General features: G+C 63.9%; 19 protein-coding genes. 18 read left to right on the top strand and 1 reads right to left on the bottom strand.

What is annotated here, in order from left to right; translation table 11 throughout:
* Window positions 1–4 precede the first annotated feature (4 nt).
* The 18 genes from ACCC97_RS15835 to ACCC97_RS15750 all read left to right on the top strand — a co-directional run bounded on the left by ACCC97_RS15835 (window position 5) and on the right by ACCC97_RS15750 (window position 19,635).
* Window positions 5–4,795, top strand: coding sequence for an RHS repeat-associated core domain-containing protein (locus tag ACCC97_RS15835; protein WP_413333793.1), 4,791 nt, complete (start codon window positions 5–7; stop codon window positions 4,793–4,795).
* Window positions 4,792–5,190 carry a hypothetical protein gene (locus ACCC97_RS15830; RefSeq protein ID WP_413333792.1) on the top strand — a complete coding sequence of 133 codons (399 nt, stop codon included), beginning with the start codon at window positions 4,792–4,794 and terminating at the stop codon, window positions 5,188–5,190. Before ACCC97_RS15835 ends, ACCC97_RS15830 begins: the two co-directional genes overlap by 4 nt.
* A gap of 107 nt (window positions 5,191–5,297) precedes the next feature.
* Window positions 5,298–6,194, top strand: a complete 897-nt coding sequence (locus ACCC97_RS15825) for an RHS repeat domain-containing protein (RefSeq protein WP_413333790.1) — start codon at window positions 5,298–5,300, stop codon at window positions 6,192–6,194.
* Between the two features lie 334 nt (window positions 6,195–6,528).
* On the top strand, window positions 6,529–8,697 hold the full coding sequence (locus ACCC97_RS15820; RefSeq protein ID WP_413333788.1) for an RHS repeat-associated core domain-containing protein: 2,169 nt from the start codon (window positions 6,529–6,531) through the stop codon (window positions 8,695–8,697).
* Window positions 8,645–9,115 (top strand): hypothetical protein, encoded by a 471-nt coding sequence (locus tag ACCC97_RS15815; protein WP_157632285.1) that lies wholly within the window; start codon window positions 8,645–8,647, stop codon window positions 9,113–9,115. Before ACCC97_RS15820 ends, ACCC97_RS15815 begins: the two co-directional genes overlap by 53 nt.
* 67 nt (window positions 9,116–9,182) lie before the next feature.
* Complete coding sequence (locus ACCC97_RS15810; RefSeq protein WP_413333786.1) at window positions 9,183–9,593, top strand: hypothetical protein; 411 nt, start codon at window positions 9,183–9,185, stop codon at window positions 9,591–9,593.
* A 190-nt stretch (window positions 9,594–9,783) separates the two neighbouring features.
* Window positions 9,784–10,689 (top strand): RHS repeat domain-containing protein, encoded by a 906-nt coding sequence (locus ACCC97_RS15805; RefSeq protein WP_413333784.1) that lies wholly within the window; start codon window positions 9,784–9,786, stop codon window positions 10,687–10,689.
* Window positions 10,686–10,976, top strand: a complete 291-nt coding sequence (locus tag ACCC97_RS15800) for a hypothetical protein (protein ID WP_413333782.1) — start codon at window positions 10,686–10,688, stop codon at window positions 10,974–10,976. Before ACCC97_RS15805 ends, ACCC97_RS15800 begins: the two co-directional genes overlap by 4 nt.
* Window positions 10,977–11,211: 235 nt before the next feature.
* A protein-coding gene (locus ACCC97_RS15795) for an IS3 family transposase (RefSeq protein WP_413333780.1) occupies window positions 11,212–12,314 on the top strand; the annotation gives its coding sequence in 2 pieces (ribosomal slippage) (window positions 11,212–11,470 and window positions 11,470–12,314; 1,104 coding nt in all).
* A gap of 80 nt (window positions 12,315–12,394) precedes the next feature.
* Window positions 12,395–12,787 (top strand): hypothetical protein, encoded by a 393-nt coding sequence (locus tag ACCC97_RS15790; protein ID WP_413316009.1) that lies wholly within the window; start codon window positions 12,395–12,397, stop codon window positions 12,785–12,787.
* Window positions 12,788–12,838: 51 nt separating this feature from the next.
* Window positions 12,839–13,423: a hypothetical protein gene (locus ACCC97_RS15785; RefSeq protein ID WP_413333778.1), complete on the top strand. Its 585-nt coding sequence runs from the start codon at window positions 12,839–12,841 to the stop codon at window positions 13,421–13,423.
* Window positions 13,420–14,055 (top strand): 2-hydroxychromene-2-carboxylate isomerase, encoded by a 636-nt coding sequence (locus ACCC97_RS15780; RefSeq protein ID WP_007838424.1) that lies wholly within the window; start codon window positions 13,420–13,422, stop codon window positions 14,053–14,055. Before ACCC97_RS15785 ends, ACCC97_RS15780 begins: the two co-directional genes overlap by 4 nt.
* A 7-nt stretch (window positions 14,056–14,062) precedes the next feature.
* Window positions 14,063–14,938 (top strand): diaminopimelate epimerase, encoded by an 876-nt coding sequence (gene dapF / locus ACCC97_RS15775; RefSeq protein WP_007838426.1) that lies wholly within the window; start codon window positions 14,063–14,065, stop codon window positions 14,936–14,938.
* Entirely contained in the window at window positions 14,935–15,639 is a 705-nt protein-coding gene (locus ACCC97_RS15770) for a DUF484 family protein (RefSeq protein ID WP_413316006.1), read from the top strand. Before dapF ends, ACCC97_RS15770 begins: the two co-directional genes overlap by 4 nt.
* Window positions 15,636–16,271: a YdcF family protein gene (locus ACCC97_RS15765; protein WP_413333776.1), complete on the top strand. Its 636-nt coding sequence runs from the start codon at window positions 15,636–15,638 to the stop codon at window positions 16,269–16,271. The genes ACCC97_RS15770 and ACCC97_RS15765 overlap by 4 nt, the downstream gene beginning before the upstream one ends.
* A complete protein-coding gene (locus tag ACCC97_RS15760) occupies window positions 16,255–17,244 on the top strand; it encodes a tyrosine recombinase XerC (RefSeq protein ID WP_007838432.1) in 990 nt (329 codons plus the stop codon). Before ACCC97_RS15765 ends, ACCC97_RS15760 begins: the two co-directional genes overlap by 17 nt.
* Window positions 17,245–17,258: 14 nt before the next feature.
* Entirely contained in the window at window positions 17,259–18,473 is a 1,215-nt protein-coding gene (locus tag ACCC97_RS15755; RefSeq protein ID WP_413333773.1) for a class I SAM-dependent rRNA methyltransferase, read from the top strand.
* A gap of 109 nt (window positions 18,474–18,582) precedes the next feature.
* Window positions 18,583–19,635 (top strand): CobW family GTP-binding protein, encoded by a 1,053-nt coding sequence (locus tag ACCC97_RS15750; protein WP_007838435.1) that lies wholly within the window; start codon window positions 18,583–18,585, stop codon window positions 19,633–19,635.
* A gap of 137 nt (window positions 19,636–19,772) precedes the next feature.
* Here the strand turns inward: ACCC97_RS15750 and ACCC97_RS15745 are convergent, their stop codons facing one another.
* Complete coding sequence (locus ACCC97_RS15745) at window positions 19,773–21,269, bottom strand: YdgA family protein (protein ID WP_413333771.1); 1,497 nt, start codon at window positions 21,267–21,269, stop codon at window positions 19,773–19,775.
* Window positions 21,270–21,405: the final 136 nt, after the last annotated feature.

Below are 21,405 nucleotides of genomic sequence, written 5' to 3'. Positions count from 1 at the left end.
GCGAATGGCTGACCAGGCCCCCCAGAACGACGCGCAAGCCAAGGAGCGCGAGCGCCAGACCGCGGTGGCGCCGCTCAACACCATCGGCGAGGAAGACATCGGCGCCGGCGCCGCCAAGATCGACAAGTGGCTGCGCAAGCTCACCAACGACTACGTCACGCTGAACGTGCTGACAACTTTCGCGGGCAGCCTGCCGGTCATCGGCAACATCATGGCGCTCATCGACGCGGTCTGGGACCTCGTCGAGATGGTCACCAAGAAGGCGTACAGCGACGTGCTGCAGTGGGTGAGCCTGGCCATCAACCTGCTGGGCGTGATCCCGTTTCCGCCCGCCACCGGCGCGGCGCGCATGAGCCTGCGGCCCATGCTGCACCTGCTCAAGCAGGAGATCGCCAAGTCGGCCAGGAACGTGGTGCCGAACATCGGCGAGGCGTTCATCGCCGTGCTCGTCACCCACCTGAACGACACCATTGCCGGCACGCTCGACAAGTTCGTGGACGAGGCGCTCGGCCAACTCGACGGCTTCCTGCAGTCCTGCGCGAAAAAGGTCGACGGCATCGCCGACGCGCTGATCGGCGCGCTGCAGGTGGCGCTCGGCGAGAAGCCGGTGTTCGCGACGGGCGTTGCTGCCGAGAGGAACACCTACGACCCCAAGACCCAGAGCACCTGGAGCCGCATGATGGCCGCCGCGGCCGAGGCCGCGAAGAAATCCGCCAACTACGTGGCGGCCACCACGAGCCACTATGCGCTGCCCGACAGCGCCAAGGCGATGATCCGGGACACCGTCGCCAGTTTGACCGACCTCAAGGGCATGGCGCGGCGGCAGATCATGCGGCTGGGCGACGAGGGCCTGCAGTACGGCATCAAGTGGATGATCAAGATCCTCAAGGATGCGTTGCTCAGGCGCAAGGGAAAGCACAGCGCCAACATTTCCGCGAACCACGGAACGCAGGTGGAGAGCAAGAAGCCCGGCGGGGAGCACGGCGCCACGTCCGCCCAGGTGCCGGCCAGCGGCGACCCCAGCTGCAAGAACTGCACGAATGCCGCCGCGGGCGGTGCCATCAGCCTGGCCACCGGCTGCGAGAGCTTCGGCCACACCGACTTCGTACTCGGCGCGCCCCTGCCTATCACCTGGACGCGCACCTACCGCAGCGACCTGGCCGCCTTCGACCAGGGCAGCCTTGGCGCGCGCTGGATCACGCCCTACAGCACGCGCGTGGACGTCGCCAAGGCCGCCAAGGGCCGCCGCCAGGGCCAGATGAGCCTGATCTATCACGGCGCCGACGGCCGCAGCCACGCCTTTCCGGTGCTGGCCGTGGGACAGAGCCATCGCAACCCCATCGAGGAGATCACCCTCACGCGCCTCAGCGAGCGGCTGCTCGCGGTCGACTTCGGCAAGCCCATGCCGGCCGGCGAAGCCGCCGACTGGCGCGAGACCTACGAGCTCGTCGACACCATCGCCGCCAAGGCCGGCTCGCAGGGCAAGCAGCACTTCCGGCTGGTGGCGCAGCACACGCGCAGCGGCGCCGCCATCGGCCTGCGCTACGACCACGTGATTGCGGCCACCGGCGAGCAGGTGCTGAGCGACATCGTCAGCAGGCAGGGCGAGGCCATCATCGCCCACGTCGGCACCCAACCCGATGCGCAGACCGGCCTCATCAAGGCCCTGTGGGAGCTGAAGGACGGCCGCGTCGTTCGCCAGCTGGCCGCCTACACCCACGATGGCGAAGGCGACCTCGCCACCGCGCAGGACGAGAACGGCGCCGGCTGGCACTACAGCTACAGCCACCACCTCGTCACGCGCTACACCGACCGCACCGGCCGCGGCATGAACCTGCAGTACGACGGCACCGGCGCCGACGCCAAGGCCGTGCGCGAGTGGAGCGACGACGGCAGCTTTGCGCTCACGCTCGAGTGGGACAAGAACATCCGGCTCACCTACCTGACCGACGCCCTCGGCGCCGAGACCTGGTACTACTACGACGTGCTGGGCTACACCTACCGGATCATCCACCCGGACAAGCGCGAGGAGTGGTTCCTGCGCGACGACGCCAAGAACATCACGCGCCACATCCATACCGACGGCACCACCGACGACTACGTCTACGACGCCAACGGCAACCTCAAGACCCACACCCGCGCCGACGGCAGCAGCGTCCATTACGCCTACGACGCGCGCCACCGCGTCACCGGCATCCTCGATGCCGAGGGCGGCACCTGGAAGCGCGACTACGACGCGAACGGCAACCTCACCGAAGAGATCGATCCGCTCGGCCACAAGACCGAATACGCCTACGACCCCGCCGGGCGCCCCGTGCGCATCACCGACGCCAAGGGCGGCATCAAGACCCTCGCCTACACCCCCGACGGCCAGCTGGCCAGCCACACCGACTGCTCGGGCAAGACCACCCAGTGGGCCTACGACGGCCGCGGCCGCCTGGCCAGGATCACCAACGCCCTGGGCCAAGCCACCCGGTACCGCTACACCGAAGCCGGCGAAACCGCGCGGGCCGCGATGCCGGCGGACCACGCCAACCACCCGGGCCAGCTCGAGGAGATCGTCCACCCCGACAACACCAGCGAGCACTTCGCGCACGACGCCGAGGGCCGCCTGCTCGCCCACACCGACGCGCTGGGCCGCCGCACCAGCTACAGCTACACCCGCGCCGGCCTCGTGTCCCAGCGCACCGGCGCGGCCGGCCACACCCTCAAGTACCACTGGGACCTGCTGGGGCGCCTGCGCGAACTGCACAACGAGAACGGCAGCCGCTACGACTTCCGCTACGACCCGGTCGGCAGGCTGCTCGAGGAAACCGGCTTCGACCGCAAGACCACCCAGTACCGCTACGACGAAGCCAGCGGCGTGCTGGCCGAGGTCATCGAGGCCGGCCACAGCACCCGGCTCGAATTCGACCCCCTGGGCCGCCTGAGCGAGCGCCAGACCGGTGACCAGGCCGAGCGCTTCGCCTACGACCGCAACGGCCGCCTGGTCGAGGCCACCAACGCCGAGGCCAGGCTCCAGTGGTTCTACGACCGCGCAGGCAACCTCGTGCGCGAGCACCAGCACTACCTGGACCATGGCCACACGGCGGTCTGGCAGCACGGCTACGACGAGCTCCACCAGCGCGTTGCCAGCGTCCGTCCCGACGGCCACGTCACCCAATGGCTCACCTACGGCTCGGGCCACGTGCACGGCCTGCTCGTGGACGGCCAGGACATCCTGGGCTTCGAGCGCGACGACCTGCACCGCGAGATCGGCCGCGACCAGGGCAACGGCCTGCACCAGGGCTCGCGCTACGACCCGGCCGGCCGGCTGCTGGAGCAGCAGATCTCGCAGACGAAACCCGGCGCGGTCGAGGCTGTCGGCATCCGCCGCAGCTATGCCTACGACAAGGCCGGCCAGCTGGTGGCCATCGGCGACAGCCGCCGCGGCAACCTGAGCTACCGCTACGACCCGGTGGGGCGCCTGCTGGAAGCCCACAGCCGCCTGGGCCGCGAGACCTTCGCCTTCGATCCGGCGGGCAACATCGGCGACCCTTCCGACCTGGACGCCAACACGCAGCCCGCCGGGCGCGTCACCACCCGCGTGGCGGTGCGCCTGGGCGGCGACGGCCGCAGCATGGCCGGCCGGCTGATGGACAACCTGCTCAAGGACTATGCCGGCACCCACTACAAGTGGGACGAGCGGGGCAACCTGATCGAGCGCAGCCGCAATGGAGAAAAGACCACCTTCACCTGGGATGGCTTCAACCGCATGCGCAGCGCCGAGACCTTCGGTGAGACCACGAGCTTCAGCTACGACGCGCTGGGCCGGCGCATCGCCAAGCGCACCAGCGATGCAGTGACCCTGTTCGGCTGGGACGGCGACACGCTGGCCTTCGAGAGCACGCAGAGCACCGAGGGCCGCCAGGAGCATCTGGGCCGCGGCGACAGCGTGCACTACCTCCACGAACCCGGCTCGTTCGTGCCGCTGGTGCAGATCCGGCAGGCGCAGGCGGTGGCGCTGAGCCAGACCACGGACGTGAAGGCACTGATCGCGGCCAACGGCGGGCGCTACGACATCGAGCAGGATCCGCTGTGGAACGGGGAGCAACTCAAAGCGCCCCAGCCCTTCTCAAGAGAGGAGATCGCGTTCTACCAGTGCGACCACCTGGGCACGCCGCAGGAGCTGACGGACCACGAGGGGCGCATTGCCTGGTCGGCGAGCTACAAGGCCTGGGGGGAAGCGAAGCAGGCGATCAGCGAGGCGGGGCGGAAGGCCGGGTTCAGGAATCCGATCCGGTTCCAGGGGCAGTACTTTGACGACGAGACGGGGCTGCACTACAACCGGTATCGATACTACGATCCCGTGGGTGGGCGATTTATATCCAATGATCCGATTGGATTGCTTGGCGGGATCCACCTTCAGCAATATGCTCCAAATCCCACTGAATGGATTGACCCGCTTGGATTAAATCGTACAAGCGGCGCAGGCCGAAAACCGGAGTCATCAAAGCCCAATCAAAACCCCAAATGCTCCGAATGCAGAAGACCGTGGGAAGTAAATCGCTACGACAGACTTTGCGATGGTCATGTCCCCGGTGTTGGCAGAGTGAAATATTTCCATGATCCCAAAACCAGGCAGTGGTGGTCGCCGGATCAAACAGGACATGGTGGAAGTGCCTGGAAAGTTTACAACAGTGATGGTTCTTGGAGAGCTGATGCGGACCGGTATGGCGACTTTATGAGCAAACATAAGAGTGAAACCGGAAAGAACGTTGACCTCAAAAATATGAAGTGCAAGGATGTTCAATGATTGAGTCAGCAGAAGAATTCGCAAGACTGAGATTAAGCTCTACAAAAGAAGAATATGACCGCGCCGCTCACGAAGAGGCACCAGTTGAGGTTTGGATCGATGTAATAGAAAATTACCCCGAACTCAGGCAATGGGTCGCACACAATAAAACCATTCCTCTTGAAATACTCGAATACTTGGTCAAAAATCATCCCGAAGTAAATTCATTTGTGGCAGGCAAAAGAAAGTTATCTCCGGAGTTGTTTGATATATTGTCTAGAGATGAAAATTATCTTGTTCGCGAAAGAATTGCAATTAATGCAAAAACCCCCATCCACATACTAGAGAGACTTTCAAAGGATTTTGCAGAAGATGTAGCACAAGCAGCACGCTACAATTTAAAAAATAGAAAATAGTTTCGAATTTAAATCTAAATGTAATACTACGGCGCGCTGCGCCGGCGCATCGCCAAGCGATCCGAGCTCGACGTCACCAGGAGCTGCAGGCCTGGCGCGGCGACAGCGTGCACTACATCCACGAGCCCGGCTCCTTCGTGCCGCTGGTGCAGATCCGCCAGGCGCAGGCCGTTGCGCTGAGCCAGACCACGGATGTCAAGGCACTGATCGCGGCCAATGGCGGGAGCTACGACATCGAGCAGGATCCGCTGTGGAACGGGGAACAGCTCAACACCCCAGCTCCCTTCGCGAAGGAAGAGATCGCGTTCTATCAGTGCGACCACCTGGGCACGCCGCAGGAGCTGACGGACCACGAGGGGCGCATCGCCTGGTCGGCCAGCTACAAGGCCTGGGGGGAAGCCAGGCAGGCGATCAGCGAGGCGGGACGCAAGGCGGGGTTCAGAAATCCGATCCGGTTCCAGGGGCAGTACTTTGACGACGAGACGGGGCTGCACTACAACCGGTATCGGTATTACGACCCGGTGAGTGGGAGGTTTGTATCGAAGGATCCAATCAAGTTGCTGGGAGGCTTGAACCTTCAGTTGTATGCGCCGAGTCCGACAGAGTGGATCGATCCGTGGGGGCTTGCAAGCTGCTCGCTTTACAGATCGATGAAAACGGGAGCAGATGGATTGCCACTACCTGAACCTACTGCAAGAGGCTTGGGGGCGCGTATTCCAGGCGATCTATCTGCTGATGAGCACGGAAACGTTCATCCCAACACCGGTGGTATATCAGTCGCTCCGCATACGCCGGGGAATCTGCCTAGCCATCGCCGGCCAGCAAGTCTTGGAGGAACAGGCAAAGACGAGGTGTGGGGCATCAACTCAGAAAATCTTGGGCCGGACTTGCGGTATGTGCAGGACTGCCCAACGCACGGAACTATTCAGCCCAGCCGCACGATGCCAGCCGGCGAATACCAAGCCGCCCTAGAGCGAACGAAGACAAGATGGAGAAAGCCATGACACACGATGCATTCCCCTCCCAGGAAATTCAAAAAGAAGTTGCATGTCAACTAGAGAGAGGCGCCGACTTCATGCAACTCCACGGGCTGCTCAGTCAGTACAAGAAAAAGGGACTAACCGCAGACGAGGTTGCACACGAGCTAGAACAACTTAGGAACTCTGTGACCGTCGAATCCAGAGAGGACGCAATACTCGAGCTATTGGACATAGTTCGTGGGTTTTGCTCGCCCAGTCTAAAAATTTGGTGAAGCACGGTTGTCAAATATTTAGACGGTTGATGACTAGATGTGATGTTTCCGATGGTGTCGACGGCGAAGTACTCCGCTAGATCGCTGTGATCGATTTGGAATCAAACGCGTACCACTGGGACCTGCTGGGGCGCCTGCGCGAACTGCACAACGAGAACGGCAGCCGCTACGACTTCCGCTACGACCCGGTCGGCAGGCTGCTCGAGGAAACCGGCTTCGACCGCAAGACCACCCAGTACCGCTACGACGAAGCCAGCGGCGTGCTGGCCGAGGTCATCGAAGCCGGCCACAGCACCCGGCTCGAATTCGATCCCCTGGGCCGCCTGAGCGAGCGCCAGGCCGGCGACCAGGCCGAGCGCTTCGCCTACGACCGCAACGGCCGCCTGGTCGAGGCCACCAACGCCGAGGCCAGGCTCCAGTGGTTCTACGACCGCGCAGGCAACCTCGTGCGCGAGCACCAGCACTACCTGGACCATGGCCACACGGCGGTCTGGCAGCACGGCTACGACGAGCTCCACCAGCGCGTTGCCAGCGTCCGTCCCGACGGTCACGTCACCCAATGGCTCACCTACGGCTCCGGCCACGTGCACGGCCTGCTCGTGGACGGCCAGGACATCCTGGGCTTCGAGCGCGACGACCTGCACCGCGAGATCGGCCGCGACCAGGGCAACGGCCTGCACCAGGGCTCGAAGTACGACCCGGCCGGACGGCTGCTGGAGCAGCAGATCTCGCAGACGAAACCCGGCGCGATCGAGGCTGTCGGCATCCGCCGCAGCTACGCCTACGACAAGGCCGGCCAGCTGGTGGCCATCGGCGACAGCCGCCGCGGCAACCTGAGCTACCGCTACGACCCGGTGGGGCGCCTGCTGGAAGCCCACAGCCGCCTGGGCCGCGAGACCTTCGCCTTCGATCCGGCGGGCAACATCGGCGACCCTTCCGACACCGATGCCAACGCGCAGGCGGCCGGCCGCGTCACCACGCGCGTCGCGGTGCGCCTGGATGGCGATGGCCGCAGCATGGCGGGACGGCTGATGGACAACCTGCTCAAGGACTATGCGGGGACCCACTACAGGTGGGACGAGCGGGGCAACCTGGTCGAGCGCAGCCGCAACGGAGAAAAGACCACCTTCACCTGGGACGGCTTCAACCGCATGCGCAGCGCCGAGACCTTCGGCGAAACCACAAGCTTCAGCTACGACGCGCTGGGCCGGCGCATCGCCAAGCGAAGCTCGCACGCGACGACCTTGTTCGGCTGGGACGGCGACACGCTGGCCTTCGAGAGCACGCAAAGCACCGAGGGCCGGCAGGAGCATCAAGCCTGGCGCGGCGACAGCGTGCACTACATCCACGAGCCCGGCTCGTTCGTGCCGCTGGTGCAGATCCGGCAGGCGCAGGCCGTGGCGCTGAGCCAGACCACGGACGTGAAGGCACTGATCGCGGCCAATGGCGGGCGCTACGACATCGAGCAGGATCCGCTATGGAACGGGGAACAGCTCAACACGCCCGCTCCGTTCGCGAAGGAAGAGATCGCGTTCTACCAGTGCGACCACCTGGGCACGCCGCAGGAGCTGACGGACCACGAGGGACGCATCGCCTGGTCGGCCAGCTACAAGGCCTGGGGCGAAGCCAGGCAGGCGATCAGCGAAGCGGGACGCAAGGCGGGGTTCAGGAATCCGATCCGGTTCCAGGGGCAGTACTTTGACGACGAGACGGGGCTGCACTACAACCGGTATCGGTACTACGACCCGGTGAGTGGGAGGTTTGTTAGCACAGATCCGATTAAATTGGAAGGCGGATTTAATACACACGTCTATGCTTCCAATCCGACTGAATGGACTGATCCGCTTGGCCTGAGCTCAAAGAAAAACAATGTCCAATCTCCGTCAACCCCCGTTTGCCGAAATCGTCGCCAAGCGCTGAATAGCGCCAAAGATTTGGCAGGAATACCTCGTTCACAACAAGCTGCCGGTCAATGGCAAGTTGGAAATGATCCAAGAAGGCGAGGCAGTAAAAACTACGTCTACTCCGAAAATCCTGCAGAGTTCGGTCGATTTTACGAATATGCAGACGCAACCGGTGCGAGAAAAGTAGTTGTTGAACACACGAGTGACCCGAGGCGAGGCCCGCATGCACATGCGGGCGAAGCAAAGGGAAGCGATCCAAGGAATTACGATTTCAGAAATCAAAGATATCAAAAAATCGATGACCCAAAAACTGGAGACCATCATGCCGACTACGGCTGCGGACAAAATTAGGGAAAAAATTACTCAACGCCGAGGCAACGAACTACTGCAAAGGCTTGAAGGATTAGAAGCCGGAGTCTTGACCAAATCCAGTAACTATGATCTATCGTGGCACACGACAGCAACAAAAGAAAATAGCGCATACGAATCAAGGCCCACACTACTCTTTCCAATAGATAATTCTCTCGAAGCAATATGCAAAAAATTTGAGGAATTCACAAAAAAGCATGGCGCTGAACTGTTAATTCAATTCGAGCAACCGTTTGTTATGAAAATAAAAATTCGAGAACCGGAGAGCTTTATTCGTAGCCTCTACAAGAATCAAAGGACAAAAGATTTGACCATCTTCAAGATTCACCCGGATGCTGTTTTTGAAGTACAAGAATTGGAATACGACATCAAGCTATTTGTGGTTGACAAAACAATTTAGATCTTAGACATCCCAAGCACCAGTACTTCTTAAGCCCCGTTTCCACTATCGCCAGCCAAGATCTCCAATGCGACTACTTATATTTCCACTGCTGCTTCTCGCTGCCAGCATCAGCTTTGCCGCGGAGATCACCTCAAAAGAAATCAATTTAAGAAAACTGCACCAACGCTACGTCAAAGCAGGTTATTCGACCCTAGATTTGCCAGAATTCAATAAGAGGATTGCATTTTCCGGGGTGGTGATCGGAGGATCGAGCAGAGGCTTCAACAGAGGCCCGGATAGCGCGAATGGCAGTGCATTGCTCAAAGCGGGCGTTGCCGGTTCGGAAAACGAACTGGTTCGTATGGTTGCACGCGATGCCGCCAATGAAGCCCACATGGGAACTCTGACGGTCGGCAGTGCATTCAGGGCCACATGCACCGTCGCATTTGCCTCGGGCACGGGCTATATCCCGCTGCAAGATTGCGTTTTTCGCTGAGCGAAGCGTTCAAGACTGCGCAGGTCCATATCACCACGTAGCGCATCTCAGCTACGACGCCCTGGGCCGGCGCATCGCCAAACGCTCCGAGCACGAGATCACCCTCTTCGGCTGGGACGGCGACACGCTGGCCTTCGAGAGCACGCAGAGCACCGAGGGGCGCCAGGAGCATCTGGGCCGCGGCGACAGCGTGCACTACATCCAGGAGCCCGGCTCGTTCGTGCCGCTGTTGCAGATCCGGCAGGCGCAGGCGGTGGCGCTGAGCCAGACCACCGACGTGAAGGCGCTGATCGCGGCCAATGGCGGGCGCTACGACATCGAGCAGGATCCGCTGTGGAACGGGGCGCAGCTCAACACGCCCGCCCCGTTCGCGAAGGAAGAGATCGCGTTCTACCAGTGCGACCACCTGGGCACGCCGCAGGAGCTGACGGACCACGAGGGGCGCATCGCCTGGTCGGCCAGCTACAAGGCCTGGGGGGAAGCGAAGCAGGCGATCAGCGAGGCGGGGCGGAAGGCCGGGTTCAGGAATCCGATCCGGTTCCAGGGGCAGTACTTTGACGATGAGACGGGGCTGCACTACAACCGGTATCGGTACTATGACCCGGTGAGTGGGCGGTTTGTCTCAAGCGACCCGATAGGGTTGCTTGGAGGCACCAACCTTCATGCAGCAGTTCCAAATCCGACGGGCTGGATCGACAGTAACGGCCTTTCACCGGCTGAAATCCTCAAGAAAGTCGCACAGGTAAAGGCGGGGAGAAGTGTCACCGTCTGCTCGTTCAAAGAAGCATCAACGGTTCTGTTTGCGGCATTTCCAGATGCGCAAAAATCAGCGGGAGCAGGCGACAAGGACCCTGCAAAAACTGCTAGAGACAAAGCCGCATTTAAGTCAAATCGGCAGAATGGCACAGGAAGGGCCTCGTATCACATGGATTTCAAAACCAATCCTGCGACTGGTGTGCTCTATGGGCACGAATCGCTTCCGAACGGGCATCCACATAAAACCATGCCGCACATCAATGTCATCACTCCTGAAGGCGATCGGCTCGATATTTTTGTTGATAGGCCAACCAAGTGCCCTTCGGCAAAGAAAAAATGAATGACGCAGAAATTATCTTAAAGATCGGCGCATTGATTCGGTCAAAAAAATCTTTCTGGATCAATGGAAATTACCTCCGGGAAGGTGAAGTGGTCCACTGGGAATGCTTTGTCAAGGTTCTAGGAACGGTGGTGGCCGTTGGGTTTGATGAATATCTAGAAAAATATGAAGATGCAGTCGATCTGTATGATGCATATATACGCAAGCAATTTGCAAATATCGAATTGGCGTTGACGTTTATCCTTAATTCCCTTCCTCTTGTCGCCCAAAGTTTGCGCAGCAATTAGGGAGACTGAATTCATGGACTTAGCAGGCGAGAAAGCCATGATGATGTCGACTACGGGTGCAGAAAAAATTAGAGAGAAAATAATTCAGCGTCGAGGCAATGAATTGCTGCAGAGACTTGACGGGCTAGAAGCCGGAGTCTTGGCCAAAGCTAGCGACTGTGGTGCGAGGCTGACCTGCCCGATTTCTCCGAGACATTGATTTCTAGGAAGATGGCTCCCGCCCGAAGAGGAGCCCATGAAGAAGAGTCGATTCAGCGAAGAGCAAATGGTCACGATCCTGCGCGAAGCAGATCGCACGACGGTGGCCGAGGCCGCCAAGAAGCACAAGGTCAGCGACGCCACCATCTATGCCTGGCGCAAACACTTCGGCCAGATGGAGGCGGCCGACGTCAAGCGTCTGAAGGCCCTGGAGTTTGAGAACAGCCGGCTGAAGAAGCTCCTTGCCGAGCGAGATCTGGACCTCGAGATCCTCAAGGAGATCAACGCAAAAAAATGGTGAGCCCGCTGGCTCGGCGCGAGCAAATGGCCTTCGTGCGCGCACGGGGCTTGAGTCTGCGCCGCGCCTGCGGGCTCATCGGTATGTCACGTGCCACGCCCAGCTACGAGCTGCGCCTGCCCGCCAAGGATGCACCGGTGCTCGCGGCGATGAAGGAACTCTCGGCCCAGTATCCGCGCTACGGCTATCGCCGCATCCGCGTGTTCCTGCGCCGCAAGGGCTTCGAGTTGAGTTGGTCTCGCACGCACAGGCTGTGGCGCCAGGCGGGCCTGCTGGTGCCCCGGAAACGGCCACGCAAGCGCATCGCTTCGGTGCGCCCGCGCGTTCACACGCCGTTCAAGGCCAACATGGTCTGGGCTTACGACTTCGTCTTCGACACCACGGCCAGCGGTCAGCAGATCAAGTGCCTGACCGTGGTGGACGAATACACCCGCGAGTGCTTGGCCATCGATGTGGCCGGGGCCATTCGCTCCAAGCGCGTCATCGAGGTGTTGTCGCGCCTGGTGAGCCTGCATGGGGCGCCGCTGTTCATGCGCTCGGACAACGGGCCCGAGTTCGTCAGCCAGGCCATCCTGGAGTGGATCGCGCACGCCGGCATCGCCACCGTGCTCAACGACCCGGGCAAGCCTTGGCAGAACGGCACCGACGAGAGCTTCAACGGCAAATTCCGTGATGAGTGCCTGTCCATCGAGTGGTTCCGCTCGCGCCGCGAAGCCGCCGTCCTGATCGAAGCCTGGCGCAATCACTACAACGAGGTACGTCCCCACAGCAGCCTGCAATACTTGACCCCGGCGGAGTTCAAACTCGAACTCCGCAAAGAACTGCAACCCGCCGTCTTCTAGGAAAAACTGTCTCGATTAAACCGAGCAGGTCAAGGCCCCAATGGGATCGTCACCGCTTTCCCGGACCTTGATGGACGACCATGAAGAAAATTTTCCCTTGGTATATCCGCGCAATGGATTACTTCTTGCTGGCGATGACCGACGACGATCTTGACGAATTTAATATTAACAACGCTGAGTGCCAAGCCAAGCTATTCGATGCGATGAAGGCGGACTTTGATCGCTTCGGCCCAGTAAGCAAGCAAAGAACCCTGGAGTCCCTCGAGTACCTCTACTCGTCAGGCCAGATTGAAAAACTTTGGGGCTACGTGGTTCCGGGGGCGGCCGACGTGGAAGAAGTCGAAGACAAGCACGATTTCCTGCGCGCGCTGTACCGGAAGCTGTCGGGTCACAAGCTTGAGCAGAAGGATTTCGGCGCCGACGTGGAGCTGGTAACGGACCCCGGACCGCGCGGCGTCGACATACGCGAATAACTTGGCCGGGCAGCGACATCATCAGCAAGCAGGGCGACGCCACGCTCGCCCATGTCGGTACCCGCCCCCATGGGGCGCCTGCTGGAAGCCCACAGCCGCCTGGGCCGCGAGACCTTCGCCTTCGATCCGGCGGGCAACATCGGCAACCCTTCCGACACCGGTGCCGACACACAGGCGGCCGGCCGCATCACCACCCGCGTGGCGGTGCGCCTGGGCGGCGATGGCCGCAGCATGGCCGGCCGGCTGATGGACAACCTGCTCAAGGACTATGCGGGGACCCACTACACATGGGACGAACGCGGCAACCTGGTCGAGCGGACCTGGAACGGCGAGAAGACCGTGTTCACCTGGGACGGCCTCAACCGCATGCGCAGTGCGAGCACCTACGGCAAGACCACGAGCTTCAGCTACGACGCCCTGGGCCGGCGCATCGCCAAACGCTCCGAGCACGAGATCACCCTCTTCGGCTGGGACGGCGACACGCTGGCCTTCGAGAGCACGCAGAGCACCGAGGGTCAGCAGGAACAGGCATGGCGCGGCGACCGCGTGCACTACCTCCACGCGCCCCGACCCCAAGGAGAGAAGGGTAGAGCGCGCGACGGCACCGCCCATGCGCTGCAGATAATCGAAACATGATCGCGCTCGACTGCTACTACAGCCTCTCCTCCCCCTGGGCCTACCTCGGCGGCCCGCAACTGCAGGACATCGTGCGCCGCCACCACGTGCGGCTCACGCTCAAGCCGTACGACTTCCAGGCCGTGGTGCCTCAGACCGGCGGCATCCCGCTGAAGACCCGGCCGGAGCCGCGCCGCACGTACCACGCGCTCGAGCTGGCGCGCTGGAGCGACTACCTCGGCATGCCGCTGAACCTGGCGCCCGCGCACTATCCCAAGGGCGCGCCGAGCGACCCGAACTGGAACAAGTACCCTGGCTGGATGGTGATTGCCGCGCAGCTGCAGGGGCTCGACGCGCAGCCGCTGTCGCACGCGCTGCTGCGCGCGCTGTGGGCCGAGGAGCGCGACACCTCGCAGGCAGAAGTGCGCATCGCGGTGGCCGACGAGAGCGGCTACGACGGCGCCTCGCTGCAGGCGCTGGAGCAGGCGGCCGAGACGCTGGCAGCCTATCGTGCCAACAGCGCGGCGGCAGTGGAGGCGGGAGTGTTCGGCGCACCGACCTTCATCCTGAACGGCGAGCGCTTCTGGGGGCAGGACCGGCTGGCGTTTCTCGATCGGGCATTGGACAGACTGCGCCAAGCCAGCGGCGGATAATCCAAGGATGCGAATCCGCTTTACCAAGATGCAGGGAGCCGGCAACGATTTCGTCGTGCTGGACGAAACGCGCGGCACGCTGGGCCTCAGCGCCGCGCAGTACCGCTTCCTGGCCGACCGCCATTTCGGCGTCGGCGCCGACCAGATCCTCACCGTGCGGCCCTCGCCCGCGGAGGGCATCGATTTTCAATACGTCATTCACAACGCCGACGGCGGCGAGGTGGAGCAGTGCGGCAATGGCGCGCGCTGCTTCATGCGCTTCGTGAGCGAACACAAGCTGACCAAGAAGACCGAAGTGCGCGTGCAGACGCTGGCCGGCGTCATCGAGCCGCGCATGGGCGCGGACGGCCGCGTGACGGTCGACATGGGCGCCCCCGTCTTCGAGCCCGAACGCATTCCCTTCGACACCGCCGGGCTCGACCCGCAGCATGACGGTGCGTGGCAGAAGTGGCATCTTGCGTTGGGTACGCGAGCAGGCAGTGCTATCGTTTCGGTAGCGGTGCTGTCGATGGGCAATCCGCATGCGGTGCAGGTGGTCGACAACGTCGACACCGCCCCGGTGGCCGAGCAGGGCCCGCAGATCGAGCACCATCCGCGCTTCCCGCAGCGGGTGAACGCGGGCTTCATGCAGGTGGTCGACCGCTCCAACATCAAGCTGCGGGTGTTCGAGCGCGGTGCCGGCGAAACGCTGGCCTGCGGCACGGGCGCCTGCGCGGCGGTGGTGGCGGGCATCCGCCTCGGCCTGCTGGACCGCCGGGTCGACGTGCAGACGCACGGCGGCATCCTCACGATCGAGTGGCAGGGAGAAGGCCAGCCGGTGCTGATGACCGGGCCGGCCACCACGGTCTTCGAAGGCGATATCGAGGTGCCTGAGCTGCCATGACCCCCTTCACGAACAACAACGACGCCAAAAACGCCATGAATCCGATCACCGAAGACGACATCGCGAACTACCTGGCGAACACGCCCGATTTCTTCGAGCGCCATGCCCAGCTGCTGGCGCAGGTGCAGCTCACCAGCCCGCACGGCAACCGCGCCGTGAGCCTGCAGGAGCGCCAGGCCGAGATGCTGCGCGAGAAGATCAAGGCGCTGGAGCACCGCCTGATGGACATGGTGCGCCACGGCACCGAGAACGTGGTCATCGCCGACCGCCTGCAGCGCTGGACCAAGGGCCTGCTGACCACGCGCGATCCGCGCAGCCTGCCGTACAGCATCGCGGTCGACCTGCAGTCGCTGTTCCTGGTGCCGCAGACGGCCATCAAGGTGTGGGACTGCGGCAGCGAATACCTCAACGAGGCCTATGCCCAGTGGGTGAGCGACGACGTGAAGGCGCTGGCCACTTCGCTGACCTCGCCTTACTGCGGGCTCAATTCGGGCTTCGAGGCGGCCAACTGGCTGCCGGAGCCGCAGGCGGCGATGTCGATCGCGCTGATTCCGCTGCGCCCCGACGCCGAATCGCCGGCCTTCGGCCTGCTGGTGCTGGCGTCGCCCGACGCGCAGCGCTTCAACGCCGAGATGGGCACCGACTTTCTCGAGCGTATCGCCGAGCTGGCGTCGGGCGGGCTTTCGCGGCTGCGTCCTTGAAACGCCCGCGCTGGTTGCGGCGGCCCTGGCAGGTCGCGCTGGCCGGCGCGCTGCTGGCCGTGGCGCTGGCGTACGCGGCCATCGGAGCGTTCATCTGGTCGCATGCCGAAGAGCTGCTGGCGCATCCGACGCAGCGGCCGGCCGACGCGGCACTGGTGCTCGGCAGCCGCGCCTATCTCGACGGAAAGCCGCACCCGTGCCTCACCGGCCGGGTCGATACGGCATTGGCGATGGCGCATGCCGGCGTGGTCAGGCAGCTGGTTTTTTCAGGCGGCGTTGATTCGGAAGACGGCCGCACGGAGGCCATGGCGATGCAGGAGCATGCCGTGGAGGCGGGCTTTGCCGGGCCGATGTTGCTGGAGCCGGCGTCGACTTCCACGCGGCTGAATCTCTCGCTGTCGCGTCCGCTGCTGCTGGCGGCCGGCGTGCGCAGCGTGGTGATCGTGTCGGAGCCGTATCACCTGTGGCGGGTCGAGCGGCTCGTGAAGATGAGCGGCTTCGACCAGAGCTTCGACGTGCAGTACGCGGCGGCGCCCACGTCGTGCTGGCGTGCCCTGGGCCCGTTCTCCAAGGGCGCATTGCGCGAGCCGGCGGCCATCATCAACAATGCCGGCCATGGCTACCTCTTCTGAGCCGGTCGCATCCACTCCATCGGACTGGATCGAGAAATACCTGGAGCACGTGCGCGTCGAGCGCCGGCTCGCGGCGCGTACGGTCGAGCTCTACGCCTTTCACCTGCAGGCCCTGCGCGACCACGCAGCCGAGGCTAGGCTGCCGCTGGACCGCGTGCAGACCGCCCACGTCCGACGCTGGATGGCGCAGCTGCACAGCGCCGGGCGCGAGCCGCGCGGCATTGCGCTGGTGCTGTCGTGCTGGCGCAGCTTCTACCGCTGGCTGGGCCACGAAGGCCTGATCGGCTTCAACCCCGTGCAGGATGTGCATGCGCCCAAGGCCGGCAAGCCCTTGCCCAAGGCGCTGGGCGTGGACGACGCGGTGCGCCTCGCCGAGCTGTACGACCCCGAGGCCGACCCCTGGACCGAGGCGCGCGACGGCGCCATCGTCGAGGTGCTCTACGGCTGCGGCCTGCGCGTGAGCGAGCTCACGGGGCTCGACGCGCAGGCGAGCGGCACGGCGCGCGGCTGGCTCGATCTCGATGCGGGCGAAGCCAATGTGCTCGGCAAGGGCAGCAAGCGCCGCATCGTGCCGATGGGCAGCAAGGCGGCCGAGGCGGTGCGCGACTGGCTCGCCGTGCGCGCAGACTGCGCCGGACTGGCCACCGCCCGGCTGCGCGACCCGCAGGCCGCGGCCGCGCTCTTCATCAGCGCCAAGGGCCTGCGGATGTCGTCGCAGGCGGTGTGGAAGCTGCTGCGCGAGCGCAGCCTCAAGGCCGGCCTTGCAGCGCCGGTGCATCCGCACATGCTGCGCCATTCGTTTGCGAGCCACGTGCTGCAGTCGAGCAGCGACCTGCGCGCGGTGCAGGAGCTGCTGGGCCACGCCAACATCGCGACCACGCAGGTCTATACACGGCTGGATTTTCAGCACCTGGCCAAGGCCTACGACGCGGCACATCCGCGTGCCAAGGCCAGGCCCGAGAACGACAAGTAAGCAAGCAACGAATAATGAAAACCCTTCGCCTCAAACCCGGCAAAGAGCGCTCGATGCAGCGCCGCCATCCCTGGGTCTTCGAATCCGCCATCGCGCGCGGTGGCGCCGACTCCGGCGAGACGGTGCGCGTGGAGTCGCACGACGGCGCCTTCCTCGCCTGGGCGGCGTTCAGCCCCACGTCCAAGATCCGCGCGCGGGCCTGGAGCTTCGTCGAAACGCAGCGCATCGACGCCGCGTTCTTCGCCTCGGTGTGCGCCCGCGCCGTGACTGCCCGCGGCCTGTTCGATCTGCAGAGCGACGGTGTGCGGCTGGTGCACGGCGAGGCCGATGGCCTGCCGGGGCTGATCGTCGACCGCTACGGAGACACGCTGGTGGCGCAGTTTCTTTCGGCCGGCGTCGAGCGCTGGAAGGACGTGCTGGCCGACGCGCTGCTCAAGGCCACCGGCCTGACGAAGCTCTACGAACGCTCCGACGCCAGCGGCCGCGAGCGCGAAGGCCTGAAGCCGGTCACGGGCTGGCTGCGCGGGGAGGGCACCACCGAAATCACGATCCGCGAGCATGGCTGGAAGCTGTCGCTCGACATCGCCACCGGCCACAAGACCGGCTTCTACCTCGACCAGCGCGACAGCCGCCAGCGCTTTGCCGAGCTGGCGCAGCACCGGCGCTTCAGGCGCGTGCTGAACTGCTTCTGCTACACGGGCGGGTTCACCGTCGCGGCGCTGGCGGGGCTGAAGGCCGCGGGCGCGCTCGAAGGCGCGGAGCTGGTGTCGGTCGATTCATCGCAACCCGCGCTCGAACGCGCACGCGGCCATCTCGCGCTCAACGGCTTCGAAGGCCAGGGCATCCAGGCGGAGTTTCTCGACGCCAACGTCAACACCGTGCTGCGGGAGTTCATCGACCAGGGGCGCACCTTCGACGCCATCGTGCTCGATCCGCCGAAGTTCGCGCCCACGGTGGCGCATGCCGAGCGCGCCGCGCGGGCCTACAAGGACATCAATCGCCTGGCGCTCAAGCTGCTGGAGCCGGGCGGCGTTCTGTTGACGTTCTCGTGCTCGGGCGGCATCAGCGCCGACCTGTTCCACAAGATCGTGGCCTCCGCGGGGCTCGATGCGGGCGTGGACGGCTATATCGCCGAGCGCCTGGGCGCAGCGCCAGACCATCCGATGACCATCGAATTCCCGGAAGGGGAGTACCTGAAGGGCCTTGTGGTGGTCCGAAAGCCAGCCTGAAACCGGCTTGACCCTGCCACCAACGCAACTCAGTGGCATTGGCTAAACTGCCGGCCACGCCTTTTTCGCCCCCTTTTTTCCTGTTTTCCGCTTCCGGAGCACTCCCTTCATGGCCCTCATTCCCGCGACCATCCTCACCGGCTTTCTCGGCTCGGGCAAGACCACGCTGCTCAAACGCATCCTGACCGAAGCCCACGGCCAGAAGATCGCGGTCATCGAGAACGAGTTCGGCGAAGAGAACATCGACAGCGACATCCTCGTGACCGAGTCGAAGGAGCAGATCGTGCAGATGAGCAACGGCTGCGTCTGCTGCACCATCCGCGAAGACCTGCGCGAGGCGCTGCAGCTGCTGGCCGCCAAGAAGCGCCAGGGCCTGCTGGATTTCGACCGCGTGGTGATCGAGACCACCGGCCTGGCCGATCCCGGCCCGGTGGCGCAGACCTTCTTCATGGACGACGAGATCGCCGAGAGCTACCTGCTCGACTCCATCCTCACGCTGGTCGATGCCAAGCATGCGCCGCAGCAGCTCAACGACCGCCAGGAAGCGCGCCGCCAGGTGGGCTTTGCCGACCAGATCTTCATCAGCAAGAGCGAGCTGGTGTCGGCCGAGGAGACCGATGCGCTCATTCATCGCCTGAAGCACATGAACCCGCGCGCGCCGCAGCAGAAGGCGCACTTCGGCGATGTGCCGCTGAAGGACATCTTCGACCTGCGCGGCTTCAACCTGAACGCCAAGCTGGACATCGACCCCGACTTCCTCAAGGAAGAAGACGATCACCACGATCATGACCACGCGCATGGCGAGGCATGCGACCACCCCTCGCACAAGCACGAAGGCGGCCACGGCCACCATCACCACACGGACGACGACGTCAAGAGCTTCGTCTACAAGGCCGACCGGCCGTTCGACCCGGCCAAACTCGAAGACTTCCTGGGTGCGATCGTCAACATCTACGGCCCGCGCATGCTGCGCTACAAAGGCGTGCTGAACATGAAGGGCACCGAGCGCAAGGTGATCTTCCAGGGCGTGCACCAGCTGATGGGCAGCGACCTGGGCCCCGAGTGGGGCAAGGACGAGGCCCGCCAGAGCCGCATGGTGTTCATCGGCATCGAGCTGCCGCGCGAGATCCTGGAACAGGGTCTAGAGCAGTGCCTGGTCTGAGGCCCTGACTTGCTCCTTCCCCCGCTGGGGGAAGGTTGGGATGGGGGCAGGCCTTCGATCGGGCTCTGCGCTTTTTTCGGAGGCCGTCGTGCCCCCACCCCGGCCCTCCCCCAGAGGGGAGGGAGAAACACCGCGGCTTACTTGCCCGCGCTGCCCATGCCGCCCAGCGGCTTGCCGTTGACCTTCAGGCTGCCGTCGCTGAACTCGACCTGGCCGGTCACGTCGTCGCCGTCGCGCTTCACGAAGCCCATGGCCTCGCCTTGCTCGACCAGGCCGGCCACCATTTCGGGCGGGGGCGTCTGGCCGCTCTCGGCGCCGGTTTCGGCCAGCTTCTCCAGCCACTTCATGGGCAGGCGCGCATGGGCCTTGAGTGCGCCGCGCTTCATCATCAGCGCGGTGCCCGGCAGTTGCAGGTCTTCGTCCGTCACGCCGGCCATGCTGACCGTGTAGCCGAGTTCGCCGCGCTTGCCGTCGATCTCGACCAGCATCCTGTCGAGGCCGGCCTCGGGGGCGTACTTGGCCATGGCCTTGAGGTCGGGCGCGAGCTGCTCGGCCAGCGCCTGCATCGCTGCCTGGGAGGCCTTGCTGCCGCCCTTGCCGCAGCCGTTGACGGCACCGGACTGCATCCAGGCGTCGGCCAGCTTCTTGTAGCCGGCGGCATGGATGCGGCGCGCGCTGCTGGTCAGCTCGAACTTGTCGATCTTGGTTTCGCCGATCTTGCCGGCGCCCTTGAGCGTGCCGCTCGACGTGTAGAGGCCGTCCTTGATGCTCGCGTCGGCCAGCAGGTCGATGCCCTGGAGCACGACGGTCGGCAGCGCCTTCGGTGTTTCGGCCGCAGCCGCGCCGTCAGCGGCTGCCTTCTTCTTGATGGCGAATTCGAGGGTGTCGAGCCGGCCTTCGCTCTTGCCGGTGGCAAGGAACCAGCCGGCGCTGCTGTCCATGTCGGCCTTGGCGGTGAGCTTGCCCATCTTCATGGTGATGCCGCTGCGCGCGTCGCTGAAGTCCAGGCCGGGCACGGTGAGGTCGTAGCGCGCCTGGGTGCGTGCTGCGTTCACTTCCACGCGGGCCTGCGCGCCTTGCCAGTCGAGCCGGCCCTTGCCTTCCTCGGCCAGCTTGACGGGCGCGACGGTCAGGTCGGTCGTGACGGCGCCGCTGAAGCCGACCTTGGTGTGCGCGGTCAGGGGCTTGGCCTTGCCGAAGAACTTCTCGACATCGGCCTGCACCTTGGCGTCGAGCACCAGCTCGCTGTCGATGGTGGCCGCCGCCAGCGTGCCGCCGGCCAGCGGGCCGTGGTGGATGGTGTCGCGGATGGTGAGGCGCAACTGCTTCGGCGGCTTGATGCCGGCGTCCTCCTCGTCGTCTTCCTCCGCTTCGTCGCCCTCGGCGGGCTTGCTGGCGACGGCCGCGGCGGCATCGGGCGCGCAGCCGATTTCCAGCGTCACGGTGCTGACGGCGCCGAGGAAGCCGCGTTCGTACTTGCGCTCGGCCACGCGCACCAGCGCGGTCTGCTTCGGCAGCTCGTCGAATGCGGTGTCGTAACGCGACTTGATCTGCGAACCGGCCCACCAGGTGCTGCCGCCGTAGGCGACGGCGATGGCCGCGGCCAGGACTCCCAAAACTGCTTTCTTGTTCAAGGCTTGCTTTCTTTTTGCGAATGATCGGATAAGCCCTGCCGCCATATGGGCAAAGGCTCGGGCCCCCCCCCGGCCCCCCCCGCCCCCCCGGGGGCGTGGAAACGGGGTTTGCCGCCCCCCCCGGCCAACCCCCCCC

The organism is Variovorax sp. Varisp85, from assembly GCF_047304045.1.
Classification (GTDB): domain Bacteria; phylum Pseudomonadota; class Gammaproteobacteria; order Burkholderiales; family Burkholderiaceae_C; genus Variovorax.
The sequence above is the reverse complement of the archived record's forward strand: the minus strand, read 5'-3'. Positions and strand labels throughout refer to the sequence as shown.

Bases quoted from the DNA above. Each gene is read 5' to 3' on its own strand.
- ACCC97_RS15835 (WP_413333793.1), top strand. From the start codon at position 5: ATGGCTGACCAGGCCCCCCAGAACGACGCGCAAGCCAAGGAGCGCGAG.
- ACCC97_RS15830 (WP_413333792.1), top strand. From the start codon at position 4,792: ATGATTGAGTCAGCAGAAGAATTCGCAAGACTGAGATTAAGCTCTACA.
- ACCC97_RS15815 (WP_157632285.1), top strand. From the start codon at position 8,645: ATGACCCAAAAACTGGAGACCATCATGCCGACTACGGCTGCGGACAAA.
- ACCC97_RS15810 (WP_413333786.1), top strand. From the start codon at position 9,183: ATGCGACTACTTATATTTCCACTGCTGCTTCTCGCTGCCAGCATCAGC.
- ACCC97_RS15800 (WP_413333782.1), top strand. From the start codon at position 10,686: ATGAATGACGCAGAAATTATCTTAAAGATCGGCGCATTGATTCGGTCA.
- ACCC97_RS15790 (WP_413316009.1), top strand. From the start codon at position 12,395: ATGAAGAAAATTTTCCCTTGGTATATCCGCGCAATGGATTACTTCTTG.
- ACCC97_RS15785 (WP_413333778.1), top strand. From the start codon at position 12,839: ATGTCGGTACCCGCCCCCATGGGGCGCCTGCTGGAAGCCCACAGCCGC.
- ACCC97_RS15780 (WP_007838424.1), top strand. From the start codon at position 13,420: ATGATCGCGCTCGACTGCTACTACAGCCTCTCCTCCCCCTGGGCCTAC.
- dapF (WP_007838426.1), top strand. From the start codon at position 14,063: ATGCGAATCCGCTTTACCAAGATGCAGGGAGCCGGCAACGATTTCGTC.
- ACCC97_RS15770 (WP_413316006.1), top strand. From the start codon at position 14,935: ATGACCCCCTTCACGAACAACAACGACGCCAAAAACGCCATGAATCCG.
- ACCC97_RS15760 (WP_007838432.1), top strand. From the start codon at position 16,255: ATGGCTACCTCTTCTGAGCCGGTCGCATCCACTCCATCGGACTGGATC.
- ACCC97_RS15755 (WP_413333773.1), top strand. From the start codon at position 17,259: ATGAAAACCCTTCGCCTCAAACCCGGCAAAGAGCGCTCGATGCAGCGC.
- ACCC97_RS15750 (WP_007838435.1), top strand. From the start codon at position 18,583: ATGGCCCTCATTCCCGCGACCATCCTCACCGGCTTTCTCGGCTCGGGC.